This window comes from Spirosoma sp. 209, from assembly GCF_002006735.1.
GTDB classification, from domain to species: Bacteria; Bacteroidota; Bacteroidia; order Cytophagales; family Spirosomataceae; genus Spirosoma; species Spirosoma sordidisoli.
Genome location: NZ_MVEC01000022.1, coordinates 21,955 through 45,825, shown reverse-complemented (window position 1 = coordinate 45,825; position 23,871 = coordinate 21,955). Strand labels below are relative to the sequence as shown.

The following is a 23,871-nucleotide window of genomic DNA, read 5'->3' as shown; positions in this document are numbered from 1 at the left end:
ACCATGAAACGAATCATTTTTTGCCTCAGCCTCTTGTGGCTGACTACTGCCTGCAACCAAACGGCCGACCAAAAAACGGCCATCACCGAAGCCAAACCTGAAGCCGAAGCCCCGCACGAAGAAGGCCCGGCCGATGTGGTCGAACTCTCTACCGACCAGCTCCGCATCGGAGCGGTAGAATTGGGCCAGGTGGAAAACCGGAATCTGGGTCAGCAACTACAGCTCAACGGGCGGCTGGCCGTACCGGCCCAAAGTCAGGTGGCCATCACGGCCATACAGGGTGGTTTTGTCAGGAGTCTGCCCCTGCTGCCCGGCCAGCCGGTGCGGAAGGGGCAAGTACTGGCCCGCATTCAAAACCCGGAGTTGGTGGCTCTACAACAGGAATACGCCGAAAACCATAGCCGCCTGACGTACTTAGATGCCGAATTTGCCCGCCAGAAAGAACTCAGCGAGCAGAACGTCAGTGCCCTGAAAGTGTTCCAGCAAACGGCCTCCGAGCGCAATCAGGTACGTTCCCGCTTGGGTGGTTTGGCCCAGCGGCTCCAGTTGGTGGGTTTGTCGCCCCAGGCCGCGTTGAACGGTACGTTCAGTGCTTATTACGTGGTGACGGCTCCGATGTCGGGCATCGTGACGAACGTAGCGGTGACGAACGGGCAGTTTGTGCAGCCCAGCGATGTGATTGCCCAGCTTACGGGTAGTCAGGGCCTGTATGCTGAACTAACGGTGTTCGAGAAAGATTTGCCCCAGATTCGGGAAGGCCAGCGCATCAGCCTCCGGCTCAACAATGAAGGGGGCAAAGAACGATCAGGACGGATTACGTACATCAACCGGGCCATCGATGCCGACCGCTCGGTACGGGTCGTGGCTAAACTCGACCAGCCCGATGCCCGTTTATCGCCCAATACCTTCCTGAAAGCGGGTCTGGATTTGGGCAAGAGCCGGGTGACGGCCCTGCCTGAAGGGGCCATTGTTTCCGCCGAAGGGAAGGATTATATTTTTATCGTTACCGACGAGAAAGCCCCCGAAGAACATGAACACGAAGAAGGGGAGAAAGCGCATTCCGACAAGGAAGAACACGACCACAAAGCGGGCGAAACCGAACAGCACGGCACCACGTTCAAGCAGATTCCCGTGCGCCGGGGAGTCACTGAAGGGGGCTATTCGCAGGTTACCCTGCCCTCCGGGTTCGACCTGGCCAAAGCGCGGGTGGTGGTGAAGGGAGCCTACGCCGTGCTGTCGCAGCTTCAGGCCGCCAGCGGGGAAGAAGAAGGACACGCACACTGATACACAGCCGGGCCTGCCCAATCTCTACGTTGGCAGGCCCGGTTTCACCGCGTCAATTTAGTATGCTAACCCCTTTCTGACAAAGCGATGAAAACAGACGATAATGTACTATTCACGCCGACGGGCCATCAGGTTCACCTGCACGCCCGCGACGGCATCCGCTCAATCCGTATCGACCGGCTTGTGTCGGAGAACGAACTGACATTTGCCCATTACCCGGCCCTGTCGCTGGCTACCTACGACGAATCCGGGTTTATGCTCTGGAGCGACGAGCTGCACCCCTACACTCAACCCGATGGTCCGCAGGAAGCCACCATCAACCGAACGTTTGCAGTGTGGGAAAGTCTGACCATTGGCATTGATGCTCACGGTGAAGCGTTCGATTTTCTGATTCGGCTGTATTATACCATCAACCCGGACGAACCGGCCAACGATACGCAATCATGACAGACCAACAAAAGGGAAGCTGGCTGTTACCCCTGCTCTTTCTGACGGTTGGCTGCGCTTCCTTTCCGCAGTACCGCCCCCTGACACCGCCCGTCAGTATGGCGACTCCCACTGATTCGGCGGGGGTTACCATCTTTCTGCTGGAGCGGGACTTGCCTGCTACAATGGATCGGTTAGGAACGGTTACCATTCATACCTACGGGTCAATTTTTGGCATTCACCAGAAGGTAGAAGATGAACTGCAAAAAGTCGGTCGTCAGAAGGGTGCCAATGGAGCCTACCGAATTGGGCATGGCACCTATGACCATGACAAAGATGGCTTGGTAACGTACCTGCTTTTTCGCTACAAAACCCAGTAACGAATTATGGACCCCTTATTTGAACAAGTAATCTCGTATGCCCTGCTGCCTACCATTGCACTGACGGGCGGGGGCCTGCTGGCCCTGTTTATCCGCTTCGGTGTTCAGGCGCGTTCTGCCATTCTGCACTTTGCCGCCGGGGTGGTCTTTTCGGTCGTGGCCGTCGAGATTCTGCCCGATGTGGTGCGGCTGCATGACCCGTGGCTGACCGCCCTGGGTTTTGGGGCGGGTATTGGCCTGATGCTGCTCATCCGCCAACTGACCGAAGCACCCGCTGAAACGTTACCCATCACCGAAATGACCACCGCACCAGCCGGCCGGTTTCCGCTGGCTTTTCTGCTGGCGATTGGGGTCGATATTTTTATCGATGGGTTGCTGCTGGGTGTCGGTTTCGCAGCCGGGGCCAAAGAAGGGGTGTTGCTGGCGTTTGCGCTGGGCGTGGAGGTACTATCCCTGGGGCTGGCTACCGCTACCTCCCTGACCAACGATGGCGTGGCCCGGTCCCGAATCATTCGCCTGCTGCTGGGTTTATCGGTGCTGTTTTTTGTGAGTGCTGTCGGCGGGGCCACGCTGCTGCATAACCTGCCCGAAGCGGGTTTAGACATCGTGCTATCCTTCGGACTGGCGGCCCTGCTGTTTTTAGTGACGGAGGAACTGCTGGTCGAAGCCCACGAAGGGCCGGAAAAGCCGTGGCTGACGGCTACGTTCTTCGCGGGGTTTCTCTTGTTTTTGATCCTGGGGATTGTGGCCTGATGGCCCTTTCCACTAACCTAAATGGCCTATGTACAAGGTATTGCTCAACCAACCCGGTCGGCTGGCCCTGCGCGTGGCCGACTTCATAACGGCGGATGATTATTACGAGCTACGCCCGCTCCTGGATACGACGCTACATAGTTCTCCGGTGGCGTGTCTGTACTGGGAGATGGAATTTTTTCGGGGCTGGCAACCCGATCAGTTATGGAAAGACCTGCAATTCGACCTGACGATAACGGCCGATTTCAGCCGCATCGCCTTAGTTGGCACAGCGGATAATCTGGCGCTTATCACCCCAGTTATGGAGGTCATATTTCGGGCGGAAATTCGGGGCTTCATGCCAGAGGAAAAAACAGCCGCCTGGAGCTGGTTCAGCGAAGGACAGCCGGAGCCATCGACCAATACATAAAGACTCGATTGAACGCACAACTAAACACGACCCCCAAACGCTATGGCTCGTAAACAAACCTGGTTGCCCAAATTAACCGCCTTTCAGCGATCCTTAATCGCGCTGAGTGCCGGTGTCCTGGTTTGGCTGCTGACGGCTGAACAGTTCATTTGGCAAACCCGGCTGCTGTTGTCGTTGCTGGCTTACGGGCTTGTGGTGCTTGGCCTGATCTGGTCGATCATTGGCTGGGCAGATGCCCGTCAGGTCGCCCGGCGGGAAGATGAAAGTCGGCTCGTGATTTTTACCCTCACCGTCGGCGGGGCACTGGCCAGTTTATTCGCTGTGGTGGTGATGCTTAGTTCCCTGCAGGGGTTGTCAGCCGCCGAAACGACCCGGCACGTGTTGCTGTCGGGCCTGACGGTGGTGAGTGCCTGGACGCTTATTCACAGCGTTTTTACCCTGCACTACGCGCATTTGTACTACTACGATGCCAATGATACCCGGCAGGAGGGGGGGCTGAATTTTCCAGGTAAACAGCCGCCTGACTACCTTGATTTTGCCTATTTCTCGTTTGTGGTCGGCATGACCTGTCAGGTTTCCGATGTTGCCGTTACCGAACAACGGCTTCGCCGGTTGACGCTCGTGCATGGGGTACTATCGTTCGGCTTCAACACGCTGATTATCGCCTTTAGTATCAATACTGTTTCCAGTTTATTCTAACTTGTTTAACTACCTATGCAGGCTCTTATTCAGCAGGAACTTCTCCAGGCCCAATCGGTTCTATCGAATTTTATGACCAATGCCGCCAACGGAGTGGCAATTGAAGCGGCCGCCCGGCTGATGGCAGACGCGCTCAACGGTGGCAGGAAAATTATTTCCTGTGGCAATGGTGGCTCCCATTGCGATGCCATGCACTTCGCCGAGGAGCTATCGGGGCGGTATCGGACGGATCGCCCGGCCTTAGCGGGTATCGCTATTTCAGACACGAGTCATCTGTCCTGCGTGGGCAATGACTATGGTTTCGAGTTTGTGTTTTCCCGCTTTATCGAAGGGCTGGGACAAGCGGGCGATGTGCTGTTGGGTATCAGCACCAGTGGCAACTCGATCAACGTGATTCGGGCCGTGGAAGCGGCCCGGCAGAAGCAAATGAACGTCGTGCTGTTGATGGGCAAGGATGGGGGACGTTTGGCCGGCAGTGCCGACGTGGAGATTTGCGTACCTCATGTCGGTTTTGCCGACCGGATTCAGGAGGTACACGGCAAGGTAATTCACATCCTGATTCTCTTGATCGAGCAGTTGGCCCAGGAGAAAGTACCCTTTAACAGCTAAACAATGAACCCGACACCACCACAAACCGCATCGGCCACGGGCCGCTACAACAAAAACCTGCGTATCGTCTTCGGGCTGACGTTTACCTACTTTTTAGTCGAGGTCGTTGTCGGCTACTGGACGAACAGTCTGGCCTTGCTGTCTGACGCGGCCCACATGCTCACCGATGTTATCGGACTGGCTCTGGCTCTGTTTGCCAACTGGATGAGCCGCCGACCCATCACGGCACGGCGCAGCTACGGGTTCTACCGGCTGGAGATTCTGTCGGCCTTTGTCAATGCGCTGATTCTGATTGGCATCTCGCTCTACATCCTGTTTGAAGCGTATGGCCGGTTTCGCAATCCACCCACCGTGGACAGCAGCAACATGACGCTGGTAGCGTTCGTTGGGTTGCTCATCAACGTACTGGGCATTTACCTGCTGCGGCAGGGAGCCAAAGACAGCCTGAACGTGAAAGGGGCATTTCTGGAAGTCGTCAGCGATTTGCTTAGTTCGATTGGGGTCATTGCTGCCGGTCTGATCATGACGTACACCGGCTGGTACTACGCCGATCCGCTGTTCAGTGCGATCATTGGCCTGTTTATCCTGCCCCGTACCCTGAAACTGATGATGGAATCGGTCAACATCCTGCTTCAGGGAACGCCCGACGAATTGGACGTGGCTGCCGTAACGCAACGTATCAACGCTGTTCCGGGCTTTGGCAACGCCCACGACCTGCACATCTGGACGCTCACGTCGGGCATTGTCGTCATGAGCGGTCACGTCGTCACGAATGAGGAGCTAACCACGGCAGACCTGACAGCCCGGCTGGAAGCGCTGGCGGGGCAACTCAACACCCAATTCAACATCAATCATATTGCCCTGCAACCCGAACGGGCCGGGCAATGTACCAATAGCCTGACGGCACTTTAAGTATGACTACGTTTCGTTCTATAACCCCAATTATGCGTCGCGTCCTGTTGAATCTGTTCGGGCTGGGACTACTGGGGGGCTGTGGCGAAAAAATCGTAACCATTCCCGGCAGCATCGACTTTGGGTCAATACCGAGCCGGGCACCGATTACACCGGGCCTGATTGATGAAGCGTCCGGGCTGGCCGACAGCCGAACCATTGATGGGCACGTCTGGGTGAACGAAGACAGCGGTACGCCCGCCCAGCTTAATCTGCTTTCGCACGGGGGGAAGCTGGCCGGGCGGCTCGCGCTGCCGGGGATTACGAACCGGGATTGGGAAGACATGGCTGCCGGTCCCGGCCCGCAACCGGGTGTTTCGTACCTGTATCTGGCCGACATCGGCGATAATCTGGCCCAAAATACGCAGAATGTTATCTACCGGCTGGCCGAACCCAAAAGCCTGACCGAGTCGGTTGGCACAATCGACCGGATCGCTTTTCGGTACGCCGACGGTCCCCGCGATGCCGAAACGCTGCTGCTCGACCCGCTCACCCGTGATCTGTGGATTGTCTCCAAAGGCGAAGCGAACGTGCGGCTCTACCACCTGCCCTATCCGCAAAACACCACGGCAGTTAATACAGCAGCTTTTCGGGGTGAGCTACCGCTTACGTTGGTCACGTCGGGCAGCATCTCGCCCGATGGGCAGGAAATTCTGCTCAAGACATACACAGGGGTTTACTACTGGCCCCGCTTTACCGGACAAACGGTGACAGAGGCATTGGTGGGTAAGAACTCCTATGCGCTCACCTACCAGCTTGAACCGCAGGGGGAAGCCATTGGCTTCGACAAGGCGGGCAACGGCTTTTTTACCCTCAGTGAGCGTGGCAACGCAGCCTCCGTAACGCTGAATTATTATAAGCATCAATAACCCCTACGGCCATGCTGCTGAACCGACCCGTTCCCTTTTCGTTTCTGCTGGGCAAGATCAAATACGAGACCCTGGCGGTGTTTGTATTTGCCAATCTGATGTTTACCCTGCGCCACTACGTGGGGCTGGAGTTTTTGTCTATTCCGTTGGCGATTCCAGCCCTGATGGGTACGTGCATCTCCCTGTTGCTGGCGTTTCGCACCAATCAGGCGTATGAACGCTGGTGGGAAGCCCGCGTCGTTTGGGGCGGTATTGTCAACGACAGCCGAACCCTGATCCGCCAACTGCTGACGTTTCTGCCCGAAGAATCAGCGTCTGCACGTATCGTTCAGACGGTGGCTCAGCGACAAATCGGCTGGTGCTATGTGTTAGGACAGACCCTGCGTGGTCAGCCTACGCAGCCAGCCATCAAAACGTATATCCCACCCACCGAGCAGGCCGGGATACTGGGGGCCACGCACCAGCCGCTGGCCGTGCTGCAGGTCCATGCCGATCAACTGCGGCAACTCTACCGGGCGGGGTATCTAACCGATTTACAGGTGGTGCAGGTGGATGCTACGATGACCCGGCTAACCGATGCGATGGGGCGGTGTGAGCGGATCAAAAACACCGTCTTCCCCCGGACATACACGTTCTACCTACAGGTGTTTATTATCCTGTTTACGGCCATGTTGCCGTTCGGCTTTGTTGAAAATTTGTTTTTCGTGGAAGTGCCCTTAGTAACCCTGATTGGGTCCGCTTTCTTTTTAATCGAAAAAAGTGCCATCCAGCTACAGGACCCGTTTGAGAACCGGCCTACCGATACGCCGATGACAGCCATTGCGAAAGGTATTGCCGGGAGTTTAACGCAGTTGACAGGTGAGTCTGTAGTCGAACAGCCAACAGCCTCGCCCACGTACTTTATCCTTTAATAACCATGCAGCATACAATTCATTTAGTACAGGATTTATTGGGGGTAGCGGTCGGCCTAAGCCTGCTGGGCTGGTGTCTGTACCGGGTAGCGATCCTGTTCGGGATTATCACGGTTAAGAAACGGCCCAAAAAGGCTAGCCGAATACCGATGAGCCGGGACGAGCGGCAGCAGCAGAAGACTCCCGTCAAGGGGCAAAAGCGACCCGTAACCAACCTGTCACGGCAAGCGCTTTACACCGCCCGTAAGGAGCGAAATTAACGGATGTGGCCCGTATCAATTAACAAAAAAGACGATGAACACACTCCTTGCCGGAAGCCTGACGCTGAGTCTGCTCCATGCGCTGATTCCCAGCCACTGGCTTCCCTTTGTGACCATTGGCCGGGCCGAGCGGTGGAGCCTGCGGCAAACGCTTACCGTCACCGCCATCGCGGGACTGGCGCATACCGTCAGCACCACGCTGTTGGGCGTACTGGTCAGTCTGGCGGGCTGGCAACTGGCGGAGAATTACCACGATCTGTCGGAGCGGGCGATACCGCTTTTGCTGCTGGCACTGGGGCTGTGGTATCTGATGCAGCACCTGCGCCACCGGCACGTACATGACCACATCGACGCAGGAACTGTGCGTAAGGCACGCTCATTTTCGGCCCTTCTTCTATCGCTGGGGCTGGCGATGTTTCTGTCGCCCTGTCTGGAGATCGAAACTTACTTCCTCAGTGCGGGCGCGAAGGGATGGGCAGCGGTGGGGCTGGTGGCTCTCATCTACAACGTCATCACGCTGTCGGGTATGCTCCTGATGGTCACGCTCGGACGACGGGGCTTGCAGCAGGTCAACCCGCACTGGTTCGAGCATAACGAGAATCTGATTACCGGCCTGACGCTCGTTGGGCTGGCCCTGTTTAATTTTTTCATTGAATTCTAACCAACACAATGGCAGACGATCACGATCATAATGAAGACGGTCACACCCACGATGATGTGGAACTGATCGAGGAGGGGACAACCCCGGCAGCAGATGCTGCACCGGCTAAAAAAGGCCCCGAACAAACCTGGCGTACCTACGCCCCAGCCGCAATAAGTTTAGTGCTGCTGTTGGGCGGTATCGCGCTGGATAATTACGCGACCGGCTGGTTCAAAGACCCGGTACGGCTTATCTGGTACGTGGTGGCTTATTTGCCGGTTGGCTGGCCGGTGCTGCGCCGGGCGTGGAGCAGTAGTATCCGGGGCGATGTGTTCACCGAATTTTTCCTGATGAGCGTAGCCACCCTGGGTGCATTCGCTATTAGGGAATACCCCGAAGGCGTAGCCGTGATGCTGTTTTATACCATCGGCGAGTTGTTCCAGGAGGCCGCCGTTCTCCGGGCGCGTCGTTCTATCAAAGCCCTGTTGGACGTGCGGCCCGATGAGGTGACGGTGCTTAAGGATGGGAAAGCCCAAGTGGTCAAAGCCGCGACGGTAGCTGTCGGCGATGTAGTGCAAATCAAACCGGGTGAGAAAGTGGGCTTAGACGGCACGATGCGTTCCGAAAGCGGCACGTTCGACACAGCAGCCCTGACGGGCGAGAGTGTGCCGCGTACCATCGAGAAAGGCGAAGCAGTACTGGCAGGCATGATTAACCGGCAGTCGCTGGTGGAGATGGACGTAACGACTCCCTATCAGGATTCTAAATTGTCGCGTATCCTAAAACTTGTACAACAGGCGACAGGCCGCAAGGCCCAGACGCAGGAGTTCATTGCCCGGTTCGCCAAGATTTATACCCCGATTATCTGTCTGCTGGCCGTGCTGATAACGGTCGTGCCATACTTTTTCGTCACTGATTACCGCTTTGCCGACTGGCTCTACCGGGGACTGGTGTTCTTAGTGATCGGTTGCCCCTGTGCCCTGGTTATCTCCATTCCATTGGGTTATTTTGGCGGTATCGGAGCCGGGTCGCGGCAGGGTATTCTGTTTAAAGGCTCCGTGTTTCTGGATTTGATGACCCAACTCAAAACGGTGGTCATGGACAAAACCGGTACGCTGACCAAAGGCGTGTTCAAGGTGCAGGAGGTGAAGCCTGTAGGTATTGACGCGACCGAACTGGCCCGGCTGACGGCGGCTTTGGAAAGCAAATCCACGCACCCGGTGGCTACGGCGATCATCGACCATGCGGATACTGGCCACGAAACGGTTTCGGTCGAGGGCGTGGAAGAAATTGCCGGGCATGGCCTGAAAGGCCGGGTCGATGGACGGGATATGCTGGCCGGAAACGCTAAACTGCTCCGCAAATTTAACGTAGCTTTCGATGAGAGCCTGACCAACATTCCGTACACGGTGGTCATGGTGGCCCTCGACGGAAAATTTGCGGGCTACTTCACCATTGCCGACGAGGTAAAACCCGATGCTACCGATGCCGTAAAACGCCTGAAAGACTATGGTATCCGCACCGTTATGCTGTCGGGCGATAAATCGGCAGTGGTTGAACTGGTTGCCAAACAGGTGGGGGTCGATGAATGGCACGGTGACTTGCTGCCCGAAGACAAAGTGGCTCAGGTGGAGCGGCTCAAAGCGGACTTAGCGGGCAACCCAAAAGCCAAACTAGCGTTCGTCGGCGACGGGGTCAATGATGCGCCCGTGGTGGCCTTAGCCGATGTCGGCATGGCGATGGGTGGTCTTGGCTCGGACGCGACGATTGAAACTGCCGACGTGATTATTCAGAATGATGAACCGGCCAAAATTGCCACCGCCATTGAGATTGGCCGGGCTACCCGCCGAATTGTCTGGCAAAATATAACCCTGTCATTAGTGGTCAAAGCCATCGTACTCGTGTTGGGCGCGGGCGGGTTAGCCACGATGTGGGAAGCGGTGTTCGCTGACGTAGGTGTGGCAATGCTGGCAATTTTAAACGCCGTTCGGGTTCAGAATCTCAAATTCAAGTGATCCATAGCCAAAGAGACCCGTATCCAATTGGGTACGGGTCTCTTTTAGATGAAACGGCGGAATACACGTAATCAGGCTACCGGGTCCGAATGCTCTTTATCGTGGCCTTCGGCGTGATGCTCGGCAGCCGCGTGGGCGTGTTCGTCGGCCAGACTGTGCTGACCATAGGCCATGTAGGCCGCGTGGGCTTCCTGCTCATGTTCGCCAGCTTCGTGAAGTTGCTGGGCTTTTTCGTGGTATTCAGCGGCCTTACGGAAATGGTAAGCGGCCTCTTTGTGATGTTCGTGTGCCATACTAAACGTTGGTATAATGAGTATTAAATTTACAACTGTCTGATCTGTTCAAAGTTCATTTTTTTCCATCAATAACCATGAAAAAATCGCTTTCATCCCTGCTTTTGTTATTGCTCCTTCCCTTGATAACTCAGGCCCACAGCTACTGGCTCGAACTCAAAGGTTCCGGTAAGGTCGGCGAACCGTTGACGGTACAGTGCTACTTCGGCGAACTTGAAAACAGCCTGCGCGAAAAAGCCGATAAGCTGGGGGGTATCAAGGCATTCACTGCGTCGGTGCTGCTGCCCGATGGCACGACGGAACCGCTCACCCTCTCACCCGCTGAGAACTGCTATCAGGCGCAATTCATACCCAAACAGGCGGGAACCTACCAGGTCCTGTTGGTCAACGATACCCGTGCCGTTCAGGATTGGACGAAGCACAATCTTGGTATCGTGCGTCCCCGTGAATACCTGCGGGCCATCTGCCAGATCGGTGGCGGAATGCTGTCGGCCAAACCTGTTTTTTATCTGGATGCAACCCCCCAGAGTAAGCCAGCAGCGGGTAAGGCAGCGACATTGCTGATTACAAAGGATGGTGCCGCCTACGCCAACGCGCCGGTCAAACTGACAATGCCCGATGGTAAGCAGAGCAAGCTAACCGCCGATGCCAACGGGCTATTGACACTAACCCTGACCGGAGCCGGGCAGTACGTCGTGGACGTGGACTTCATGGATAAAACGCCGGGCAAGTACCAGGAAAAAGAGTACCAGGCGATTCGGAATAAGATGGCTCTAACGTTGACATTGCTTTAGATACCTCAGATGCTAACTTTTACTAACTCTTTCATCGGACGACGGTTAAGTTAGGAAACAAAACCTTAACGACGATGCACCAACACAAAGATGCTCAGGATGACCAGCTCGTCCAAACCCTGATTGATTGCGCCCGCGCCTGTGAGTACTGCGCGACGGCCTGCCTACAAGAATCCGAGGTGCAGATGATGACCCGTTGCATTGCCCTCGACCGCGACTGCTCCGATATCTGCTTCCAAGGTGCGCGATTGTTGGAGCGTAATGCCGAGATCAGCCATCAGTTCTTAGTCATCTGCGAAGAAATATGCCGGATGTGCGCCGATGAATGTGGTAAGCATGAGCATGACCACTGCCGGGAATGCGCCGAGGCTTGCCGTAAATGTGCTGATGCCTGCCATCAACACCACGAAAAAATCACTCAGACGTAGATCAGTGTGCAGTCAGGGTAACACCCGGTTTTGAATCAGCGTAGGTTGTGCCTGCCGACAACACCCGCTAACAGTCGGTCATTCTGTAGTTTGGGTAAAATTGTACTTTCGCTGACAGGGGCGCGGTAAATCTCATCCCCGTAATGATTGTAGAGGACAAAGGTGCTTTGGGTAGCTCGTGGTACGATCAGATACAGGACAAATACTTCCTGCCGTTCGTAACGGGCCTGATGCATTTCCCAGCCACCACGGGCCGCGTAGGAGCGAACGTCAGCGATCAAGTCATTGAGCCAGCGCAATTGCTCGACTGGATAGTCACACCAGTGTGACGATGACGGAATCCGTAATGGCTGGCAAGTTGCCAGCCATAAGGCTACAAAGCCAATTTTAATTAATCGGTTGGAGTAAAGACCAGCCATTATCTTACACAGAAATAGCCATTTTGATAGGGCAAGTGTCAGTAAATCAAGAGTATAATCAGGTTGCGTGAGTATGGTATAATGGTCATCGTACAGATATAAATCGTCCCGGATGAGCGGCCAAAAGACGGTCGTTAGCCAGGGTAGTTACCCAAATCGAGTCGGCTCCTTCGCCCCGCCCGATTAGATCGCCGTAGTGGTTGTAGAGCAGAAACCCCCGGCTCCGACCACAGTAACGGCATAGATGCAGGACAAACACTTCCTGACCCTGATAATGGGCTTGATGTACTTCCCAACCGTAGTGATAGGTGGGCCACGACTGGGCGTTCTGAATCATCTGATTCAGCCACCGTAGCTTACGAACGGGCTGTTCGCACCAGTGTTGGTTAACCGACGGGAGGTCACCCCGACGAGGCTGAATCGCCAGCAGGCCCAGGCTGAGAAGTAGTAAGAGTTTCATGCAGGTTCAGTTTAGGAATAGTCATGGGGGTACTCAGGTTAGAACTTGATGACGATCATGGCCGCTGCGAAAGCCCCGAAGGTCGTGTAGGCAGCGGCCCGGTGATAGGGTTTCAACTCGTAGTTACGCTGGATCTGTTTCGCCAGAATATTTGTGGCAATCATCCCCGTCAGGTGAACGATGGCTAAATACTTGTGTAATTTGATGGAGTTAAGCCCCCGTTGCCGTTTCCCCAGGATTGGGGGCGGAGCCGTTAGCGATAGCAGTGCGGTGGTAGCGTAGCTGATGTTGACCGCCGTGCCAACAGCTTCATGCGCGTTCCGCAGCCGCGTGTAACGAGCACCCTCAGCATTGTAGAGGTTAGCTCCCAAAATACCCTGAGCGATAAAACCTGCCAGCGTCACAAAGCCCAATACCTGATGGCTTACCAGCATTGTGCGTCGTACTTTCAATTCTCTCTGCCGACTTTCAGTATTTAGCGGAGCCAGGCCCGTCAGCCTTAACAAGCCCTTCTCACCCCAAAAAACCCGTTGGGTAAATACCATCCGTTCCGGTAGCAGTGGTTGGGCGGTGGACGAACTATCGAATAATTCCGTCAGCAAACTATCAGCGGCCGTAGGTGCCACTATCCGCGTTGTATCCTGCGCGTACAGTGGCCCGGTCAGCAGGAAGCACAATGCCCCCCAAAGCAATATCTTCATACCAGAAAGTGGCTCACCGGAATAAACCGGTGAGCCTGACAGGGTTTAGAAATAAGTCGAAAAGCCAAACTGGAAGCCAGCGGTGCGGGCGGGCGGGTTACCCAGCAGATCCGTCTGCCAGTGATAGCGGTAGTTACCCCGAATAACCGTCGTCGGGGATGGCCGGAAGCTGATGCCGGGTACGATGGCCCAGATGTCGTCGCGGATCGGGTCGCCTGTTTCGGCAAACGTGCCGACATTGTAATCCACCCGTTCGACACGCAGAGCCGCATTGACGACAGCCTTATTCCAGCCCAACATTCGCTTACGAACCAGTGGCTGTACGATGTCCACCCAGCCCCCTTGTTGCATCCGGCCAAACTGTTGCGTATAAGTCGCTGGCACGTCGATACTGGCCCAAACCAACTCGCCGTTGATGTACGTACCCATTGGCAGCGTGGTATTGAAATCCAACGCCCAGACATCCACCCGTCGCCGTTTGTCGAGTGTCAGCCCATCGCTCTGAAACTTGTTGAAGACCCCTCCCATCCACGACAAGCCAATTTCACCTATTTTCCGACGTTTGATCGCTGATTTGAGTGTGATCAGCGGCACCCCGTTGAAGCTTTCCTCAAAGCGGTCACGGTTCGCTTTGGTGGCAGGCAGAAACGTCCGGTTCTGATTATTGGCGATAATCTGATCGTCAAAGCCGTTGGTCAAATACGCTTCGTAAGCCCATACCCAATCGCGGGTGTACTTCTTGCCGTACAGACCGAAGCCCACATTGCTCCAGGTGGAGGGAATGATGGTAATCGACGATAAAGGCCGGTCGATGAATTCCCACTTGGGGCCGTCGTGGTTCTGGTTGAACGAACCAATCGGGTTCATGATGATGCCACCCCGCAGGTTTACCAACGGGTGCAGCTCGATGTCCATTGCAGCAAACTCGATGTTGATTTCCTTCGTCCCGTCCTCGAACTCGATCTCCGAAAGAAACTTGATACGCCGGTTGATGCTCGATGCCAGAAAAATCGTCATTCGGCGGGCCTGAAACGATAATCCTTCCGTAATGCCATCGGTTTGCATGTACTGGGTGTTGGCTTCCAGATACCCCCCAACCGAGACGGGCATTTTGTTGGCGGTCAGAAACGGGCGATCATACGTTGCATCCATGTTCAACTTCAATTGCTGATCTTTCGTCCGCAGTGTCGTATCGCGGCCAAACAACTGGTTGAAGGCCGAAGTCGAGTCCGTCTGTGCCTGGGCGGGAGCCACAAGCAGCAGAATACCGATCAGGAGTAGTAGCGTGTGTTTCATCCTCAGCCGATGTTGATGTAAATGTTTCCTTCATCTGTTGTCACGCGGTACGTCGTCAGATCCTTTTCAGCAGGACCTTCCGTGACCTTTCCCTCGGCCGTGTACTCGCTGCCGTGAGCCGGGCAGGTCAGGTAGCCATCGTGGGCATTCAACTCGTTGCCCTGATGGGTACACTTCATCAGCACCGCCGTGTATTCGTCGCCGGTTCCTTTCCGGCGCAGGTAGATCGGGTGTGATTGTCCCTTCATTTCGACTAAAATGAAGGGGCGCATCGTGACTGCCCCTTTTTTGTCCACACTCTCGAATTCTTTCTTGTTGACTTGAATAGCCCGGTCTTTCAACACGGGCATCTGCGCGTAATAGACACTTTTACAGCTACTCAGCAACATGGACAACGAAGCCGTACCGAGACAAACGGCCCCACAGGTTTTGCCGAACGCGGCCCGCAGAAAATCGGTACGGGTAATGATTGGATTGGATTCCATAGTTGGTTTGAGGAGGGTTATAGGGAGTCTAAAAATTTGAGCAGTTTCGACCGATCCGTATCCGTCAGCGCTACGTATTTGCCCCGGCTTTTGGTCGCTTCTCCGCCGTGCATCCGAATGGCTTCATCCACCGAGTGAGCGCGGCCATCGTGCAGCAGAAACACCCGACCCCCCTGTGAGTTCTTCGACAGACCCAGCCCCCAAAGCGGTGGGGTACGCCACTCCGATGTTTTGGCGGTGCCTTCGGTGTAGCCATCATCTAAGCCCGAACCCATATCGTGCAGCAGCAGATCGGTATAGGGGGCAAAGGTTTGGTTAGATAATACGGCAACATCCGATTGGGGCGTTTTCCATTGGGGCGTATGGCATTTGCCGCAATCGGTACTCATGAACAGGGCTTTGCCAGCCATTACGTCAGCATCGTCCGCCGTGCGCTGTACGGGTACTTTCAGGGTTCGCAGGTAAAAGACCACCGCGTTGACTTTCGCCGAGGATACTTCGGGATCATCGGCCAAATCCCCTGCCTGCCCCGATACCGCGTAGTTAATAGGGTCTTCGGAGTCGAACTCGCTGGTAATCCCCATGTCCTGCTTGTAGGCGTTGACGGTCTGATGCAGCAGGTCGATAGCAGCAGCCTTTTTACCAAACCGCCCAATGTATTTGTCGTTCTGTGGCTTATGATACCATTGAGACTTAAAAAAGTGAGGTGGTGCAATCCAGTTGGGTACGCCCGAAATGCCATCGCCGTCTTTGTCGGCAGGGTCAGCGTTGGCTAAAATCTGCTCGTCAGACAAAGCACCCAGCAGGCCCAGGCCCGTATTGGCCGGGGGCATAAAGTTGGAGAAGGCTGCTCCTTTGGGCATTTGTTCCGGCGTATGCCCACTAATGGCCCGGTTCTGGAGTTGGGGTCCGCCCTGGTGCATAAATTGGTTACCCGTTTCGTCGGATTGTCCGAAGCGAGTTAACGTTGTGAACGGATGCCCTTTTCCGTCTCCGGCATGGCAGGAGCCGCAGGAGGTGGCCACGAATATTGGCCCCAGACCAGTAGCGGGGGTGAATATTTCGTTATTGAAAGCCGCATCACCGGCCAGAAACAGGGCGTTCTGTTCGGGGGTTAGTTCGGCAATTGGCCCGTCGAGCAGTGCGTCGTCGGCGGGTGTACCGGGCAGTAAGGTTTCGCAGGCAACAGCCGCAAAGACCAGCACTGCCCCATACAGGAAGAGTAGAGTCGTCTTCTTCATACTAAAATTGTGATAGTCTAAATGACAGAATGTTAGGAAACAAAAAGTGGGGGATACACGAGTTCGATTACTCAGCAGGATACTTGCTGAGATAGACACCGGCGACTGTATGCCCGTAATGGGGCCGATACGTCGGAGCATCGAACTGTTACACCCGCGAAGAAGACAAACGGGGTGGGCCGCGCGGAATGGGCCGGGCCAGATAGACCGTCAGGGTTGAGGGCGTAGGCCGAAAGAAAACGGGCTGAACGATGAGCCTAACCAATAGCAAAAATGCCACAAGCAAGGCAAAAGCAGGCATGAATGCCGGATTGCTAACCGCATCGAGCAGCAGCAGTTCGTGGGTCGTGTGCGGGTTGGGCGACAACGGGCACGACTTGCCGAAGATATTGTAGGGGTGTGCGTGGGTGATAATCTGCCCGTTCGCTAATCGGTGAGCATGACGGAACACCACCGAGTTGATTTGCATCAACACAAGCAGTCCCAGCAATAGCCGGGCGATTGGTTGCCGTATGTTCTCCCGTATCAACAACTATATAGCAATGTGCTTAAAATGCGTTGATTCATTTTTTCATACTCATAACACGTTGAGTGGGTAAAAGTTTAGGCTTCCCTAAATTTCTATTTTGGCTCGTAGAAAAAGATCGCTTTGCCCAGCTTTCTTATGACAGATTGCTTTGAAAAGGCTTTCAGCGCAATATAGGAAAAATACTCATTCGTAGAATTTTCTACTTACTTGGTAGAGAGTGGTAAAATTAGTCACAACCCGTTCCAACCGTTTATTTACTAAATGAATCCTACATCTATTATCTATGAAGCACCTGCATATCTTCTTATTGGTTTTTCTATTGTTCGGGTGCCATCGGTCGGAGGTAATACCCAACAGTTGTGGGGTACGGAATCCATTATCTGATCTCCCCTGGCTATCGTCTATTGTCCAACAAGCACCTATCGACTTGTCAGTTACCCAGGCAATGTCTGGGGGAAGAACCGTCTATGTGGTTAGCTCCTGTGGACGATGCTTCGCCGGGCCAAACGTAACGATCTATCAATGCGATGGAACCGTCCTTTGTAGTGGCCTGCTGCTTTACGGCAATCCCACACCAGCCTGTAGAACCATACTTGATTCTCTGACGGATAAGCGCATTCTTTTGGAGAAAAACGGCCAATGATGATTAGCCCACAATCGTCAATCCGGTTTGTCGATTTGATAGGCCGCCCTTACAAATGCCGATAAGACGTTGGTCACGACCGGAGAAAGGGCGGGATCAGACCGTATTAGATCAATAATTTGCCCCTGTGCGTAGAGTTGACGGTCCGAATGCCCAAGTTGGGCAGAGTCGGACTGCCTGATAAACTGTTCTGGTTTTACATTCAACCACCCACAAACACGTAGAAAAACGGCCATGTCTGGGCATTTTCCCACTTCTAATCGGTGGAGCGTGGAGGCACTGACATCGCCAATCTCATCAGCTACCTCCCGAAGCGGTCTGTTAGCTCGTTGACCCCGCACCATCGTGGCCAGCTTTTGGGTATCTAATTCGTAGCTCATACTGGAGTAGATGAACTATCTACGTGGACAGCGGGAGCCGGATAGACAGTCACATAACTAAAAAACTTCTGTTGACCAGTATATCGGGGGTTTCGTCCCTGTTGGACAGGCGAAAAGCCAATAGGGTACGGAAACACCGACTCAATCGTATCTGCCATCATCTTGACTTCTTCGGCAGTTTCTCCTTCTAATCGTAACCTGACCATATTTCTGTCAACTAAATATTGATTCAATTGGGACTGGTAAACCACTTCGATAAAGAGGTAGGTTTTAGCCAAGTTGAAACGAACGAAATCTATACCTAAAAATACGCTACAAATTTGATTAGACAAATTTCATAATCATTGATTTCTAATTGTGTTTTTCTAATTAGAAATCAATGATTATAAACAATCTTGACTTGGAGACACAACACAATTAGACAAAGCCCTTGTCAGTTCTCAGTTAACGCTAAGGTTGCCAACTCGTGGAAAATCACTTCATCCTGTCGGTAACGGTCGTTGATCGAAAGTGAAGCCTGTGCGCCGAACAGGGTGAAGTTAGCCGCATTATAAAGCAGCCATAAGTTTGATTCGCTCGATAGGAGTCGTTCTTCCTCAGCCATCCGAGCCATCGCTTGACGGGCTAACATCTTAGGCAATTTTGCTTCGACAAGCAGTTTCTCAGCCCGTTCATTGGTGATCGGTTGTTTAGCCATCCGCTCATACACCTTTAAAGTCAGTCCATTTTTCTGACTTAAAAACTGTCCAATAACCTTCTCCAAATACTGCTCAAAATGAGCTACGTTCAGCCCCTTATGGTGGAACTTACGGGACAGTGCCAAGTCAGATTCCTCCCCAATGTGTTCTTGATAGGTGTAAGCCTCTTGGAATGAAGTTTTCACTTCTTTAGCACTTTTATACTTCTTAGGTTTACCCTTCAACAACCAATTTAAGTAATCGTCCAGATTCATGAACTCATCCGACCAGCCCATCAACCCATTGGAGCATACTTGACGATAGTAGCTGATCCGCATCCGTGCTTCCTGATGTTTCTCGACCGTGGTTGTATTGACGACGGTACCCTGTACCTTAAAGGGCATTTTACCATTGTACGAATTATTGAAGACAAGGGAGCGGCTTAACGTATCAGTCTGCTTGCCAATCTTAAAGGTCTCTCCTGGCACAATGACATTGATGGCGAACTCACCGTTGGGCGTATAGCGTATATCCAACTTGTAGTCAGTAACCAGCCTGTCAACTACTCCTCGCAGCATCGAATTATCAATAATGCTGTACTCATTGCTCTGAACGGCGAAGATGACGGGTTTTCGGCCTGCTGGTTCGCCGACAACCAGTTGTTGGCGGTCAGTAGCTACCAGCTCGTAGTCAGGAACGAGATTGGTAAAAGGAGTCGTATAAACGGGGTAACAAACGTCCTCCCAAGCGGAGGTGATTATAGGGCGATTACTAACAGAAGCCATAATATCTGTAATTATGAATTTGCAATTGCGTAAAAATAATTACATTTTTCTAATTAGAAAAATGTAATTACAAATTTTTTATTGATGGTTACGTTGTGAATTTGATGTAACCACGAAAACTTAATTTGGACTGTTAGGTGAGATTACTGCTTATTTATATCTATCCAGAAAGCGTAGTCGTCGATACTCAAATTCATACGCATGAATTCTTCCATACCAAAGTCATTGCGCTCCAGCACGTAACGACGGAACGGCCAGCTACGCTTAGCTTCTTCTAACCCACGAGTTCGTTCACCCTCCCGTATCTGATCATTTGGCAAACCCTCCAAATACTCCTCGAAGTATAATTTAAGCAACTCATTGGCTGACCGGCTTTCTTGCTTTACCGATAGATGTTGTTCCAGCCATTCTATCAGATTTTCCGGCATCTTAGTCGTTTGGTCGTTGTTCAGTCCGGCCACGTCGTTGAATTGGTGTTGGTAGGTGTAAGCAGCGTTACCAATGCGAAATTGCCGCTCCCAGAATTCACGTTCTTCTATAGGGAACTTGGCCAGCCGCTCGGCCTGTATCTGGTTATATTTTTCGATAGGGTGTCGCATAATCGATCTACATAGGTCGTGTACTTTCTTCTTAATGTCTAATGCTTACTGAGGAGGGGTAATTTCTAAATCATAACCTGCCTCATCTTCATAAACGATAAGCTGACGAAGCAGCGGCTCCGGGTCAGAGAGCGACAGAATATAATCCCCCCAGTTGGCCGAGTTACCAAACCGTTTGTCACTGTCTGGAAGTTCGGTCAACGCAATCTGCCTGGTAAGCTGCGGATTGATGCCGTGGTTTTCAAAGAATTTGAGAAGTTGATGGAGTTGCAGGGCTTTAGCCGGTGGTCGGCCCATTATCCGAAAGTAAGGATTACGTAGAGCCGTACCAATGTACTCATTGTCCTGCCAGTCCTGAATATCCCAATGGTTGAGCAGGTAAATCTGGCGGTTTATGTGGAATCAAAGATGCTAAGGTAGTCAGTATGCAAGATTCTCCACAAAGTTGAATGAAATAAGGAACAGGCCTGTTTTGCTTTCATAATCTAATCGCGTCAGACCAACCAATTCATGACACAACCGGAGCGCAAATACAGTTACACAGGTATTATCCGCGACCTCTTGCTGAACCGAATCATTGAGCCAGACAATGCTTATTTTTACTTCAAGCATAACCTGGCAGTAGTATTCGATCAACTGTTTCAATTTGGCCAGGAGAATCTTTCTGAGGTATGTCTAAGGGAGGGCTATAACATCGAACCCGCGCGGTTCTATTTTTGCGACGATGCAGAAGTTAATGCGCTTGCATCGCGTACAAACGGACATTCTACGATTGAGATCAACAGAGGCACAGTTGAACAACTCTGGGATGTGTTCTGTCATCGATCAATTTTGCAAGATCCTGAATTGGCTGATTATAAAGCACTAAACGACTTCTATGAGCAACCACCACACAACATCTCAATCGGTTATATAATGCTCCAGTCGGCTTTGCTTTTCACATTTTATCACGAGCTTGGTCATCTGGTTCAATTTGCCAATCAGACGAGTGCTGCTGCATCGTTAGATGAACGCAACATGGCGGCCGGAACTCGACCATTTGAATTTTGGTATCACATCGTTGAATACGATGCTGACCAACACGGGGCGCAACAAAGTGCCGCTCACGTTATAGACTTCTGGTCTAAACTGCCAGAAGAAGAACGAACAAATGAAAATCTTAGTCGGCTCATTGTTGTTACTTTAGTTGGCATATTAGGTTTTTACATGATGCTTCTGGACGATCCAGAGACCGAACTCTACTTCTACGAACGTACCCACCCGCATCCGTTGATTCGCCTACAGTGGATATATGCTTCGTTGCTTGATAGGATATCGAGTAACCTTTCAGAGGTAAACGTAGATAACAGTGCTGTTCTTGCCGAGACGCTGCGGATCCTGGATGTTTACTTCAGACATAGAAACATGGGTAACATCCGAGCCAGATTCCATGAGCCTTTGTTCCAAAACTACCAGTGGATAATGTCATACATTGCTCATGTACTTGCGACAGCGAGCGGGCCACAATACGACCACTTGATAACTAATACTATACACCGCAGACCGCGCGTGGAGTCATAGTTTACGGTGTAGTTGTTATGCTTTTATGTAATGGACTGCTGACGGTTGATTGCTGGTAAGAGACTCAATGGCGTAGATTGCCCACTGTCCGGCGTCGGTACACCAGCCAGGCGGTGTAACAAAGCGTCCATCGCCCCCACTGTATCTTCAACGGCCGCCCGCTCGTCGTCCAGCAGGGGAATCGCCTGAAGCATGCGTTGGAGATGGGCCTTGCCTTCCAGCAGCCCATCTTTGGCCGAGGTTTTAGGGCGGTAGAAGGAGCACTTGGCGCAGGCCATCCGGTGGGGACACTGATCGAAGAAGTCATACGTGCAGAAGCCATGCCCCATATCGTAGTACTTCCACGGCTCACCGTTGGCAGCCGCTCCGCTTTGAATGGCTTCCTGGTCCAGCAGCACTTCAATCATGCGCACGTTTCGGTCAAAGTAGCCCGCGTCTTGGTACGCCTTGGCCAACTTGGTTGGCGTAATCTTGGCATAATATTGAGTGGAGTCCGGTGAGTTATGCCCTAACCAGGCCTGCAACTCAAACAAGCTCATTGGATCATGCGCATTGAAGAGTTGGGTAGCAATCGTTGAACGGGCCCGGTGGGAGGTAATCGGACCACGCGCATCGGCTTCTGGTACGCCAGCTTTGCGGCAAAGCAGGGGAATCAACGTGTTGTTAATGTAGGTCTGGCCAATCCGCTTGCCCCGGAAGACAAACAAAAACTGCACACGCTCACCCGTCTTCATATCCCACCCGGCAGCCGCTTCGGGCCGTACTTGCTCTCAGGTATCGATGGCTTCGCCCACCAGCCGGTCCACTGGTTTGACAAAGGCCTTACCCATTTTGTGAACCGGCACCTCCAGTAAACAGACTTGGTCTTGCCGGACCGGCTCCGATGGGACGCGTTGTTTATCAGGCGAGTTAGCGGCCGAGGATCGTTGGGGAGCCTGCCAGCGAATGCAGCCTAACCGCAGCCGCTTGATCTCGTTCGCGCGAAGGCCACCAAACAGCCAGGTCAAGGTTAATGCCCGCACCAGTTCGAAGGGGTACCAGAGTTGCGATAATGAACCGGCCGCCGTCGGGTCCTCCTCAACCGCTTCCTTAAACCGAAAATATTGGTTGTGCAAGGGCAGGTCAGCCGCCGTCAGGGTTAAACCGGCTCCCATCAGCTTGGCCCATACTTCGTCGGCGATGACCCGCGGGTTGGGGCCACGCAGGATACGTACCGAACGGGGGGTGATGATCGTCCGTCGAGGATCAAAGCGAGTTGGTATCCATTCCCATTGCTGACAGGCCAAGAAAAAACTCCGTACGGCCGCCAGCAGGGTTGCTTTTGTGTTGGGCATAATCGGCTTGCCCTTCAGGTGGGAAGGTATCAAGGTGGCCGGATGCGTCCACTCGCCAACCACCATCCGATCCACGGTGGCCACCCACTCCAGGGCCAACTCCCGTGTCCACTGCTCGGGCCTGGTTACCTCGGGATGCTGATGAGCCAGCCAACGTCCGGTCTTAACCAGGACCATGTACTTATTGGTCCGGGTCTGGGGGGCTTCGGTTGACGTCGCCCGCCAGCGATCACACCAGCTCACCCACTCGGGGGAAGCTGTATCGTTAACGCCCGAACACCGGTAGCTACCCGCCCAGGCGGAGCGGGTTAAGGGTTGAGCCAGGATACCTAACCGACACAAGGTTCTCGACAGCACCGCACAAACTCGACGGTACGTCGGTGCAATCTGATAACGGGCCTGCTCCAGCAACGAAGTCGTTATGTCTCGCAGGTTGGGGCTGTGGGCCAGTAGCAAGACATAGGCTAAGAACTGGGGCATGCCCTGCTTGACCAGCGCTTTGCCCAGACCCATCTGTCTCATCTCGGTCGCTACCGTTCGCAGCGCCGTCCGGAACACCGCTTCGCCGAATACCCGCTTGGCCAACGCGACTTGTGAGAGGTATCCCACGTGGTGAAAGGCGCTGAAGTTACCCGTCAGGTAAGCACAGATCAGCAGCAGCAGGCGTCCTCGGGGTCCGCGACGCTCAGGGATGTGGTACCGCTGGCTGAACTCGCTCCGGCTGGCTCCCAGCACTTGGTGCCATTGGTTCTCAGACCAAGTCCACCACGGTGTCTGGCGCTGGTTCATCTCAGCGATGAGCGTCTTGAGGGCCAATCGATGTTCGTGCCGATTGCCCCCAACGTGGGCATAAATTGAATCAAGTGGGTGAATCAGCCGACTCAGCCGCTGCTCACACTGAGCCGAAGAGACCCGTTGCCGGATCAGTTGCTCAGTGAGTTGGCTCAAGCCGTAGCGTTCCTCTTCGGTCAGGGTTGGCGCCAGATCCGGCGGTAGCCCCATGCCCAGCCAAGTTGCGGGCAGACAAGCGTCCATGAGAGC

30 protein-coding genes are annotated in these 23,871 nt (G+C 53.5%); 17 read left to right on the top strand and 13 right to left on the bottom strand.

The annotated features are described in order from the left end of the window. The first annotated feature begins 3 nt into the window (after window positions 1-3). The 13 genes from B1C80_RS24950 (at window position 4) to B1C80_RS24890 (ending at window position 10,206) form a co-directional block, all read left to right on the top strand. Window positions 4-1,284 (top strand): efflux RND transporter periplasmic adaptor subunit, encoded by a 1,281-nt coding sequence (locus B1C80_RS24950; protein ID WP_077923921.1) that lies wholly within the window; start codon window positions 4-6, stop codon window positions 1,282-1,284. Window positions 1,285-1,371: 87 nt separating this feature from the next. Beyond that, window positions 1,372-1,731 carry a hypothetical protein gene (locus tag B1C80_RS24945; RefSeq protein WP_077923920.1) on the top strand — a complete coding sequence of 120 codons (360 nt, stop codon included), beginning with the start codon at window positions 1,372-1,374 and terminating at the stop codon, window positions 1,729-1,731. After that, window positions 1,728-2,090 (top strand): hypothetical protein, encoded by a 363-nt coding sequence (locus tag B1C80_RS24940; protein WP_077923919.1) that lies wholly within the window; start codon window positions 1,728-1,730, stop codon window positions 2,088-2,090. Before B1C80_RS24945 ends, B1C80_RS24940 begins: the two co-directional genes overlap by 4 nt. A 6-nt stretch (window positions 2,091-2,096) precedes the next feature. Beyond that, the gene (locus tag B1C80_RS24935; protein WP_077923918.1) at window positions 2,097-2,843 is read left to right on the top strand and encodes a ZIP family metal transporter; all 747 of its coding nucleotides are present in this window, start codon (window positions 2,097-2,099) and stop codon (window positions 2,841-2,843) included. Window positions 2,844-2,871: 28 nt separating this feature from the next. Further along, window positions 2,872-3,252: an STAS/SEC14 domain-containing protein gene (locus tag B1C80_RS24930; RefSeq protein ID WP_077923917.1), complete on the top strand. Its 381-nt coding sequence runs from the start codon at window positions 2,872-2,874 to the stop codon at window positions 3,250-3,252. Window positions 3,253-3,294: 42 nt separating this feature from the next. Beyond that, on the top strand, window positions 3,295-3,951 hold the full coding sequence (locus B1C80_RS24925; RefSeq protein ID WP_077923916.1) for a DUF1345 domain-containing protein: 657 nt from the start codon (window positions 3,295-3,297) through the stop codon (window positions 3,949-3,951). Between the two features lie 15 nt (window positions 3,952-3,966). After that, the gene (gene lpcA, locus B1C80_RS24920; RefSeq protein WP_077923915.1) at window positions 3,967-4,560 is read left to right on the top strand and encodes a D-sedoheptulose 7-phosphate isomerase; all 594 of its coding nucleotides are present in this window, start codon (window positions 3,967-3,969) and stop codon (window positions 4,558-4,560) included. Window positions 4,561-4,563: 3 nt separating this feature from the next. Beyond that, the gene (locus B1C80_RS24915) at window positions 4,564-5,472 is read left to right on the top strand and encodes a cation diffusion facilitator family transporter (protein ID WP_077923914.1); all 909 of its coding nucleotides are present in this window, start codon (window positions 4,564-4,566) and stop codon (window positions 5,470-5,472) included. A 32-nt stretch (window positions 5,473-5,504) separates the two neighbouring features. Then, the gene (locus B1C80_RS24910; protein WP_139361739.1) at window positions 5,505-6,380 is read left to right on the top strand and encodes a PE-PGRS family protein; all 876 of its coding nucleotides are present in this window, start codon (window positions 5,505-5,507) and stop codon (window positions 6,378-6,380) included. Between the two features lie 11 nt (window positions 6,381-6,391). Continuing rightward, window positions 6,392-7,291, top strand: a complete 900-nt coding sequence (locus B1C80_RS24905) for a bestrophin family protein (RefSeq protein ID WP_077923913.1) — start codon at window positions 6,392-6,394, stop codon at window positions 7,289-7,291. A gap of 5 nt (window positions 7,292-7,296) precedes the next feature. Then, window positions 7,297-7,551, top strand: a complete 255-nt coding sequence (locus B1C80_RS24900) for a hypothetical protein (RefSeq protein ID WP_077923912.1) — start codon at window positions 7,297-7,299, stop codon at window positions 7,549-7,551. 34 nt (window positions 7,552-7,585) lie between these two features. Then, window positions 7,586-8,212 (top strand): hypothetical protein, encoded by a 627-nt coding sequence (locus B1C80_RS24895; protein WP_077923911.1) that lies wholly within the window; start codon window positions 7,586-7,588, stop codon window positions 8,210-8,212. An 8-nt stretch (window positions 8,213-8,220) separates the two neighbouring features. Further along, window positions 8,221-10,206, top strand: a complete 1,986-nt coding sequence (locus tag B1C80_RS24890; protein WP_077923910.1) for a heavy metal translocating P-type ATPase — start codon at window positions 8,221-8,223, stop codon at window positions 10,204-10,206. Between the two features lie 71 nt (window positions 10,207-10,277). Here the strand turns inward: B1C80_RS24890 and B1C80_RS24885 are convergent, their stop codons facing one another. Further along, window positions 10,278-10,499, bottom strand: coding sequence for a hypothetical protein (locus B1C80_RS24885; protein WP_077923909.1), 222 nt, complete (start codon window positions 10,497-10,499; stop codon window positions 10,278-10,280). 77 nt (window positions 10,500-10,576) lie between these two features. Between B1C80_RS24885 and B1C80_RS24880 the strand changes: the two genes are divergently transcribed. The 3 genes from B1C80_RS24880 to B1C80_RS24870 all read left to right on the top strand — a co-directional run bounded on the left by B1C80_RS24880 (window position 10,577) and on the right by B1C80_RS24870 (window position 12,050). After that, window positions 10,577-11,293 carry a DUF4198 domain-containing protein gene (locus B1C80_RS24880; RefSeq protein ID WP_077923908.1) on the top strand — a complete coding sequence of 239 codons (717 nt, stop codon included), beginning with the start codon at window positions 10,577-10,579 and terminating at the stop codon, window positions 11,291-11,293. Between the two features lie 74 nt (window positions 11,294-11,367). Next, window positions 11,368-11,721 carry a four-helix bundle copper-binding protein gene (locus tag B1C80_RS24875; protein ID WP_077923907.1) on the top strand — a complete coding sequence of 118 codons (354 nt, stop codon included), beginning with the start codon at window positions 11,368-11,370 and terminating at the stop codon, window positions 11,719-11,721. 143 nt (window positions 11,722-11,864) lie between these two features. Then, on the top strand, window positions 11,865-12,050 hold the full coding sequence (locus B1C80_RS24870) for a hypothetical protein (protein WP_077923906.1): 186 nt from the start codon (window positions 11,865-11,867) through the stop codon (window positions 12,048-12,050). A 175-nt stretch (window positions 12,051-12,225) separates the two neighbouring features. Here B1C80_RS24870 and B1C80_RS24865 read toward each other — a convergent pair whose 3' ends face one another. From B1C80_RS24865 to B1C80_RS24815, 10 genes are all read right to left on the bottom strand, one after another. Beyond that, window positions 12,226-12,600, bottom strand: a complete 375-nt coding sequence (locus B1C80_RS24865) for a hypothetical protein (protein ID WP_077923905.1) — start codon at window positions 12,598-12,600, stop codon at window positions 12,226-12,228. A gap of 38 nt (window positions 12,601-12,638) precedes the next feature. Further along, a complete protein-coding gene (locus tag B1C80_RS29040) occupies window positions 12,639-13,034 on the bottom strand; it encodes a hypothetical protein (protein ID WP_369822739.1) in 396 nt (131 codons plus the stop codon). Window positions 13,035-13,346: 312 nt separating this feature from the next. Next, window positions 13,347-14,597, bottom strand: a complete 1,251-nt coding sequence (locus B1C80_RS24855; protein ID WP_077923903.1) for a hypothetical protein — start codon at window positions 14,595-14,597, stop codon at window positions 13,347-13,349. Window positions 14,598-14,599: 2 nt separating this feature from the next. Then, window positions 14,600-15,082, bottom strand: coding sequence for a ubiquinol-cytochrome c reductase iron-sulfur subunit (locus B1C80_RS24850; RefSeq protein ID WP_139361738.1), 483 nt, complete (start codon window positions 15,080-15,082; stop codon window positions 14,600-14,602). Window positions 15,083-15,099: 17 nt separating this feature from the next. Beyond that, window positions 15,100-16,323, bottom strand: coding sequence for a di-heme oxidoredictase family protein (locus B1C80_RS24845; RefSeq protein ID WP_077923902.1), 1,224 nt, complete (start codon window positions 16,321-16,323; stop codon window positions 15,100-15,102). A gap of 148 nt (window positions 16,324-16,471) precedes the next feature. Continuing rightward, entirely contained in the window at window positions 16,472-16,792 is a 321-nt protein-coding gene (locus tag B1C80_RS24840) for a hypothetical protein (protein WP_077923901.1), read from the bottom strand. Between the two features lie 720 nt (window positions 16,793-17,512). Beyond that, entirely contained in the window at window positions 17,513-17,875 is a 363-nt protein-coding gene (locus B1C80_RS24835; RefSeq protein ID WP_077923900.1) for a hypothetical protein, read from the bottom strand. A 433-nt stretch (window positions 17,876-18,308) separates the two neighbouring features. After that, a complete protein-coding gene (locus B1C80_RS24825; protein ID WP_077923899.1) occupies window positions 18,309-19,337 on the bottom strand; it encodes a hypothetical protein in 1,029 nt (342 codons plus the stop codon). Between the two features lie 143 nt (window positions 19,338-19,480). Further along, a complete protein-coding gene (locus B1C80_RS24820) occupies window positions 19,481-19,936 on the bottom strand; it encodes a hypothetical protein (RefSeq protein ID WP_077923898.1) in 456 nt (151 codons plus the stop codon). A gap of 45 nt (window positions 19,937-19,981) precedes the next feature. After that, complete coding sequence (locus B1C80_RS24815) at window positions 19,982-20,233, bottom strand: hypothetical protein (RefSeq protein WP_236648919.1); 252 nt, start codon at window positions 20,231-20,233, stop codon at window positions 19,982-19,984. 213 nt (window positions 20,234-20,446) lie between these two features. Here B1C80_RS24815 and B1C80_RS24810 point away from each other — a divergent pair, with 213 nt between their 5' ends. Beyond that, window positions 20,447-21,496, top strand: coding sequence for a hypothetical protein (locus B1C80_RS24810; protein WP_077923897.1), 1,050 nt, complete (start codon window positions 20,447-20,449; stop codon window positions 21,494-21,496). A gap of 23 nt (window positions 21,497-21,519) precedes the next feature. On the opposite strand, the gene B1C80_RS28580 is transcribed toward B1C80_RS24810, so the two are convergent. Continuing rightward, window positions 21,520-22,230 (bottom strand): tyrosine-type recombinase/integrase, encoded by a 711-nt coding sequence (locus B1C80_RS28580; RefSeq protein ID WP_201723589.1) that lies wholly within the window; start codon window positions 22,228-22,230, stop codon window positions 21,520-21,522. 36 nt (window positions 22,231-22,266) lie between these two features. Beyond that, on the bottom strand, window positions 22,267-23,865 hold the full coding sequence (locus B1C80_RS28575) for a hypothetical protein (RefSeq protein ID WP_201723588.1): 1,599 nt from the start codon (window positions 23,863-23,865) through the stop codon (window positions 22,267-22,269). Between the last annotated feature and the right edge of the window lie 6 nt (window positions 23,866-23,871).

What these genes read in the sequence shown, in the direction of transcription:
- B1C80_RS24925 (WP_077923916.1), top strand. Translation starts at nt 3,295, where the DNA reads ATGGCTCGTAAACAAACCTGGTTGCCCAAATTAACCGCCTTTCAGCGA.
- B1C80_RS24930 (WP_077923917.1), top strand. Translation starts at nt 2,872, where the DNA reads ATGTACAAGGTATTGCTCAACCAACCCGGTCGGCTGGCCCTGCGCGTG.
- B1C80_RS24885 (WP_077923909.1), bottom strand. Translation starts at nt 10,499, where the DNA reads ATGGCACACGAACATCACAAAGAGGCCGCTTACCATTTCCGTAAGGCC.
- B1C80_RS24950 (WP_077923921.1), top strand. Translation starts at nt 4, where the DNA reads ATGAAACGAATCATTTTTTGCCTCAGCCTCTTGTGGCTGACTACTGCC.
- B1C80_RS24905 (WP_077923913.1), top strand. Translation starts at nt 6,392, where the DNA reads ATGCTGCTGAACCGACCCGTTCCCTTTTCGTTTCTGCTGGGCAAGATC.
- B1C80_RS24835 (WP_077923900.1), bottom strand. Translation starts at nt 17,875, where the DNA reads ATGAGCTACGAATTAGATACCCAAAAGCTGGCCACGATGGTGCGGGGT.
- B1C80_RS24940 (WP_077923919.1), top strand. Translation starts at nt 1,728, where the DNA reads ATGACAGACCAACAAAAGGGAAGCTGGCTGTTACCCCTGCTCTTTCTG.
- B1C80_RS24820 (WP_077923898.1), bottom strand. Translation starts at nt 19,936, where the DNA reads ATGCGACACCCTATCGAAAAATATAACCAGATACAGGCCGAGCGGCTG.
- B1C80_RS24840 (WP_077923901.1), bottom strand. Translation starts at nt 16,792, where the DNA reads ATGCAAATCAACTCGGTGGTGTTCCGTCATGCTCACCGATTAGCGAAC.
- B1C80_RS24845 (WP_077923902.1), bottom strand. Translation starts at nt 16,323, where the DNA reads ATGAAGAAGACGACTCTACTCTTCCTGTATGGGGCAGTGCTGGTCTTT.
- B1C80_RS24850 (WP_139361738.1), bottom strand. Translation starts at nt 15,082, where the DNA reads ATGGAATCCAATCCAATCATTACCCGTACCGATTTTCTGCGGGCCGCG.
- B1C80_RS24915 (WP_077923914.1), top strand. Translation starts at nt 4,564, where the DNA reads ATGAACCCGACACCACCACAAACCGCATCGGCCACGGGCCGCTACAAC.
- B1C80_RS24945 (WP_077923920.1), top strand. Translation starts at nt 1,372, where the DNA reads ATGAAAACAGACGATAATGTACTATTCACGCCGACGGGCCATCAGGTT.
- B1C80_RS24900 (WP_077923912.1), top strand. Translation starts at nt 7,297, where the DNA reads ATGCAGCATACAATTCATTTAGTACAGGATTTATTGGGGGTAGCGGTC.
- B1C80_RS24895 (WP_077923911.1), top strand. Translation starts at nt 7,586, where the DNA reads ATGAACACACTCCTTGCCGGAAGCCTGACGCTGAGTCTGCTCCATGCG.
- B1C80_RS28575 (WP_201723588.1), bottom strand. Translation starts at nt 23,865, where the DNA reads ATGGACGCTTGTCTGCCCGCAACTTGGCTGGGCATGGGGCTACCGCCG.
- B1C80_RS24855 (WP_077923903.1), bottom strand. Translation starts at nt 14,597, where the DNA reads ATGAAACACACGCTACTACTCCTGATCGGTATTCTGCTGCTTGTGGCT.
- B1C80_RS29040 (WP_369822739.1), bottom strand. Translation starts at nt 13,034, where the DNA reads ATGCTGGTAAGCCATCAGGTATTGGGCTTTGTGACGCTGGCAGGTTTT.
- B1C80_RS24910 (WP_139361739.1), top strand. Translation starts at nt 5,505, where the DNA reads ATGCGTCGCGTCCTGTTGAATCTGTTCGGGCTGGGACTACTGGGGGGC.
- B1C80_RS24870 (WP_077923906.1), top strand. Translation starts at nt 11,865, where the DNA reads ATGATTGTAGAGGACAAAGGTGCTTTGGGTAGCTCGTGGTACGATCAG.
- B1C80_RS24880 (WP_077923908.1), top strand. Translation starts at nt 10,577, where the DNA reads ATGAAAAAATCGCTTTCATCCCTGCTTTTGTTATTGCTCCTTCCCTTG.
- B1C80_RS28580 (WP_201723589.1), bottom strand. Translation starts at nt 22,230, where the DNA reads ATGAAGACGGGTGAGCGTGTGCAGTTTTTGTTTGTCTTCCGGGGCAAG.
- B1C80_RS24935 (WP_077923918.1), top strand. Translation starts at nt 2,097, where the DNA reads ATGGACCCCTTATTTGAACAAGTAATCTCGTATGCCCTGCTGCCTACC.
- B1C80_RS24875 (WP_077923907.1), top strand. Translation starts at nt 11,368, where the DNA reads ATGCACCAACACAAAGATGCTCAGGATGACCAGCTCGTCCAAACCCTG.
- B1C80_RS24815 (WP_236648919.1), bottom strand. Translation starts at nt 20,233, where the DNA reads ATGGGCCGACCACCGGCTAAAGCCCTGCAACTCCATCAACTTCTCAAA.
- B1C80_RS24890 (WP_077923910.1), top strand. Translation starts at nt 8,221, where the DNA reads ATGGCAGACGATCACGATCATAATGAAGACGGTCACACCCACGATGAT.
- B1C80_RS24825 (WP_077923899.1), bottom strand. Translation starts at nt 19,337, where the DNA reads ATGGCTTCTGTTAGTAATCGCCCTATAATCACCTCCGCTTGGGAGGAC.
- B1C80_RS24865 (WP_077923905.1), bottom strand. Translation starts at nt 12,600, where the DNA reads ATGAAACTCTTACTACTTCTCAGCCTGGGCCTGCTGGCGATTCAGCCT.
- lpcA (WP_077923915.1), top strand. Translation starts at nt 3,967, where the DNA reads ATGCAGGCTCTTATTCAGCAGGAACTTCTCCAGGCCCAATCGGTTCTA.
- B1C80_RS24810 (WP_077923897.1), top strand. Translation starts at nt 20,447, where the DNA reads ATGACACAACCGGAGCGCAAATACAGTTACACAGGTATTATCCGCGAC.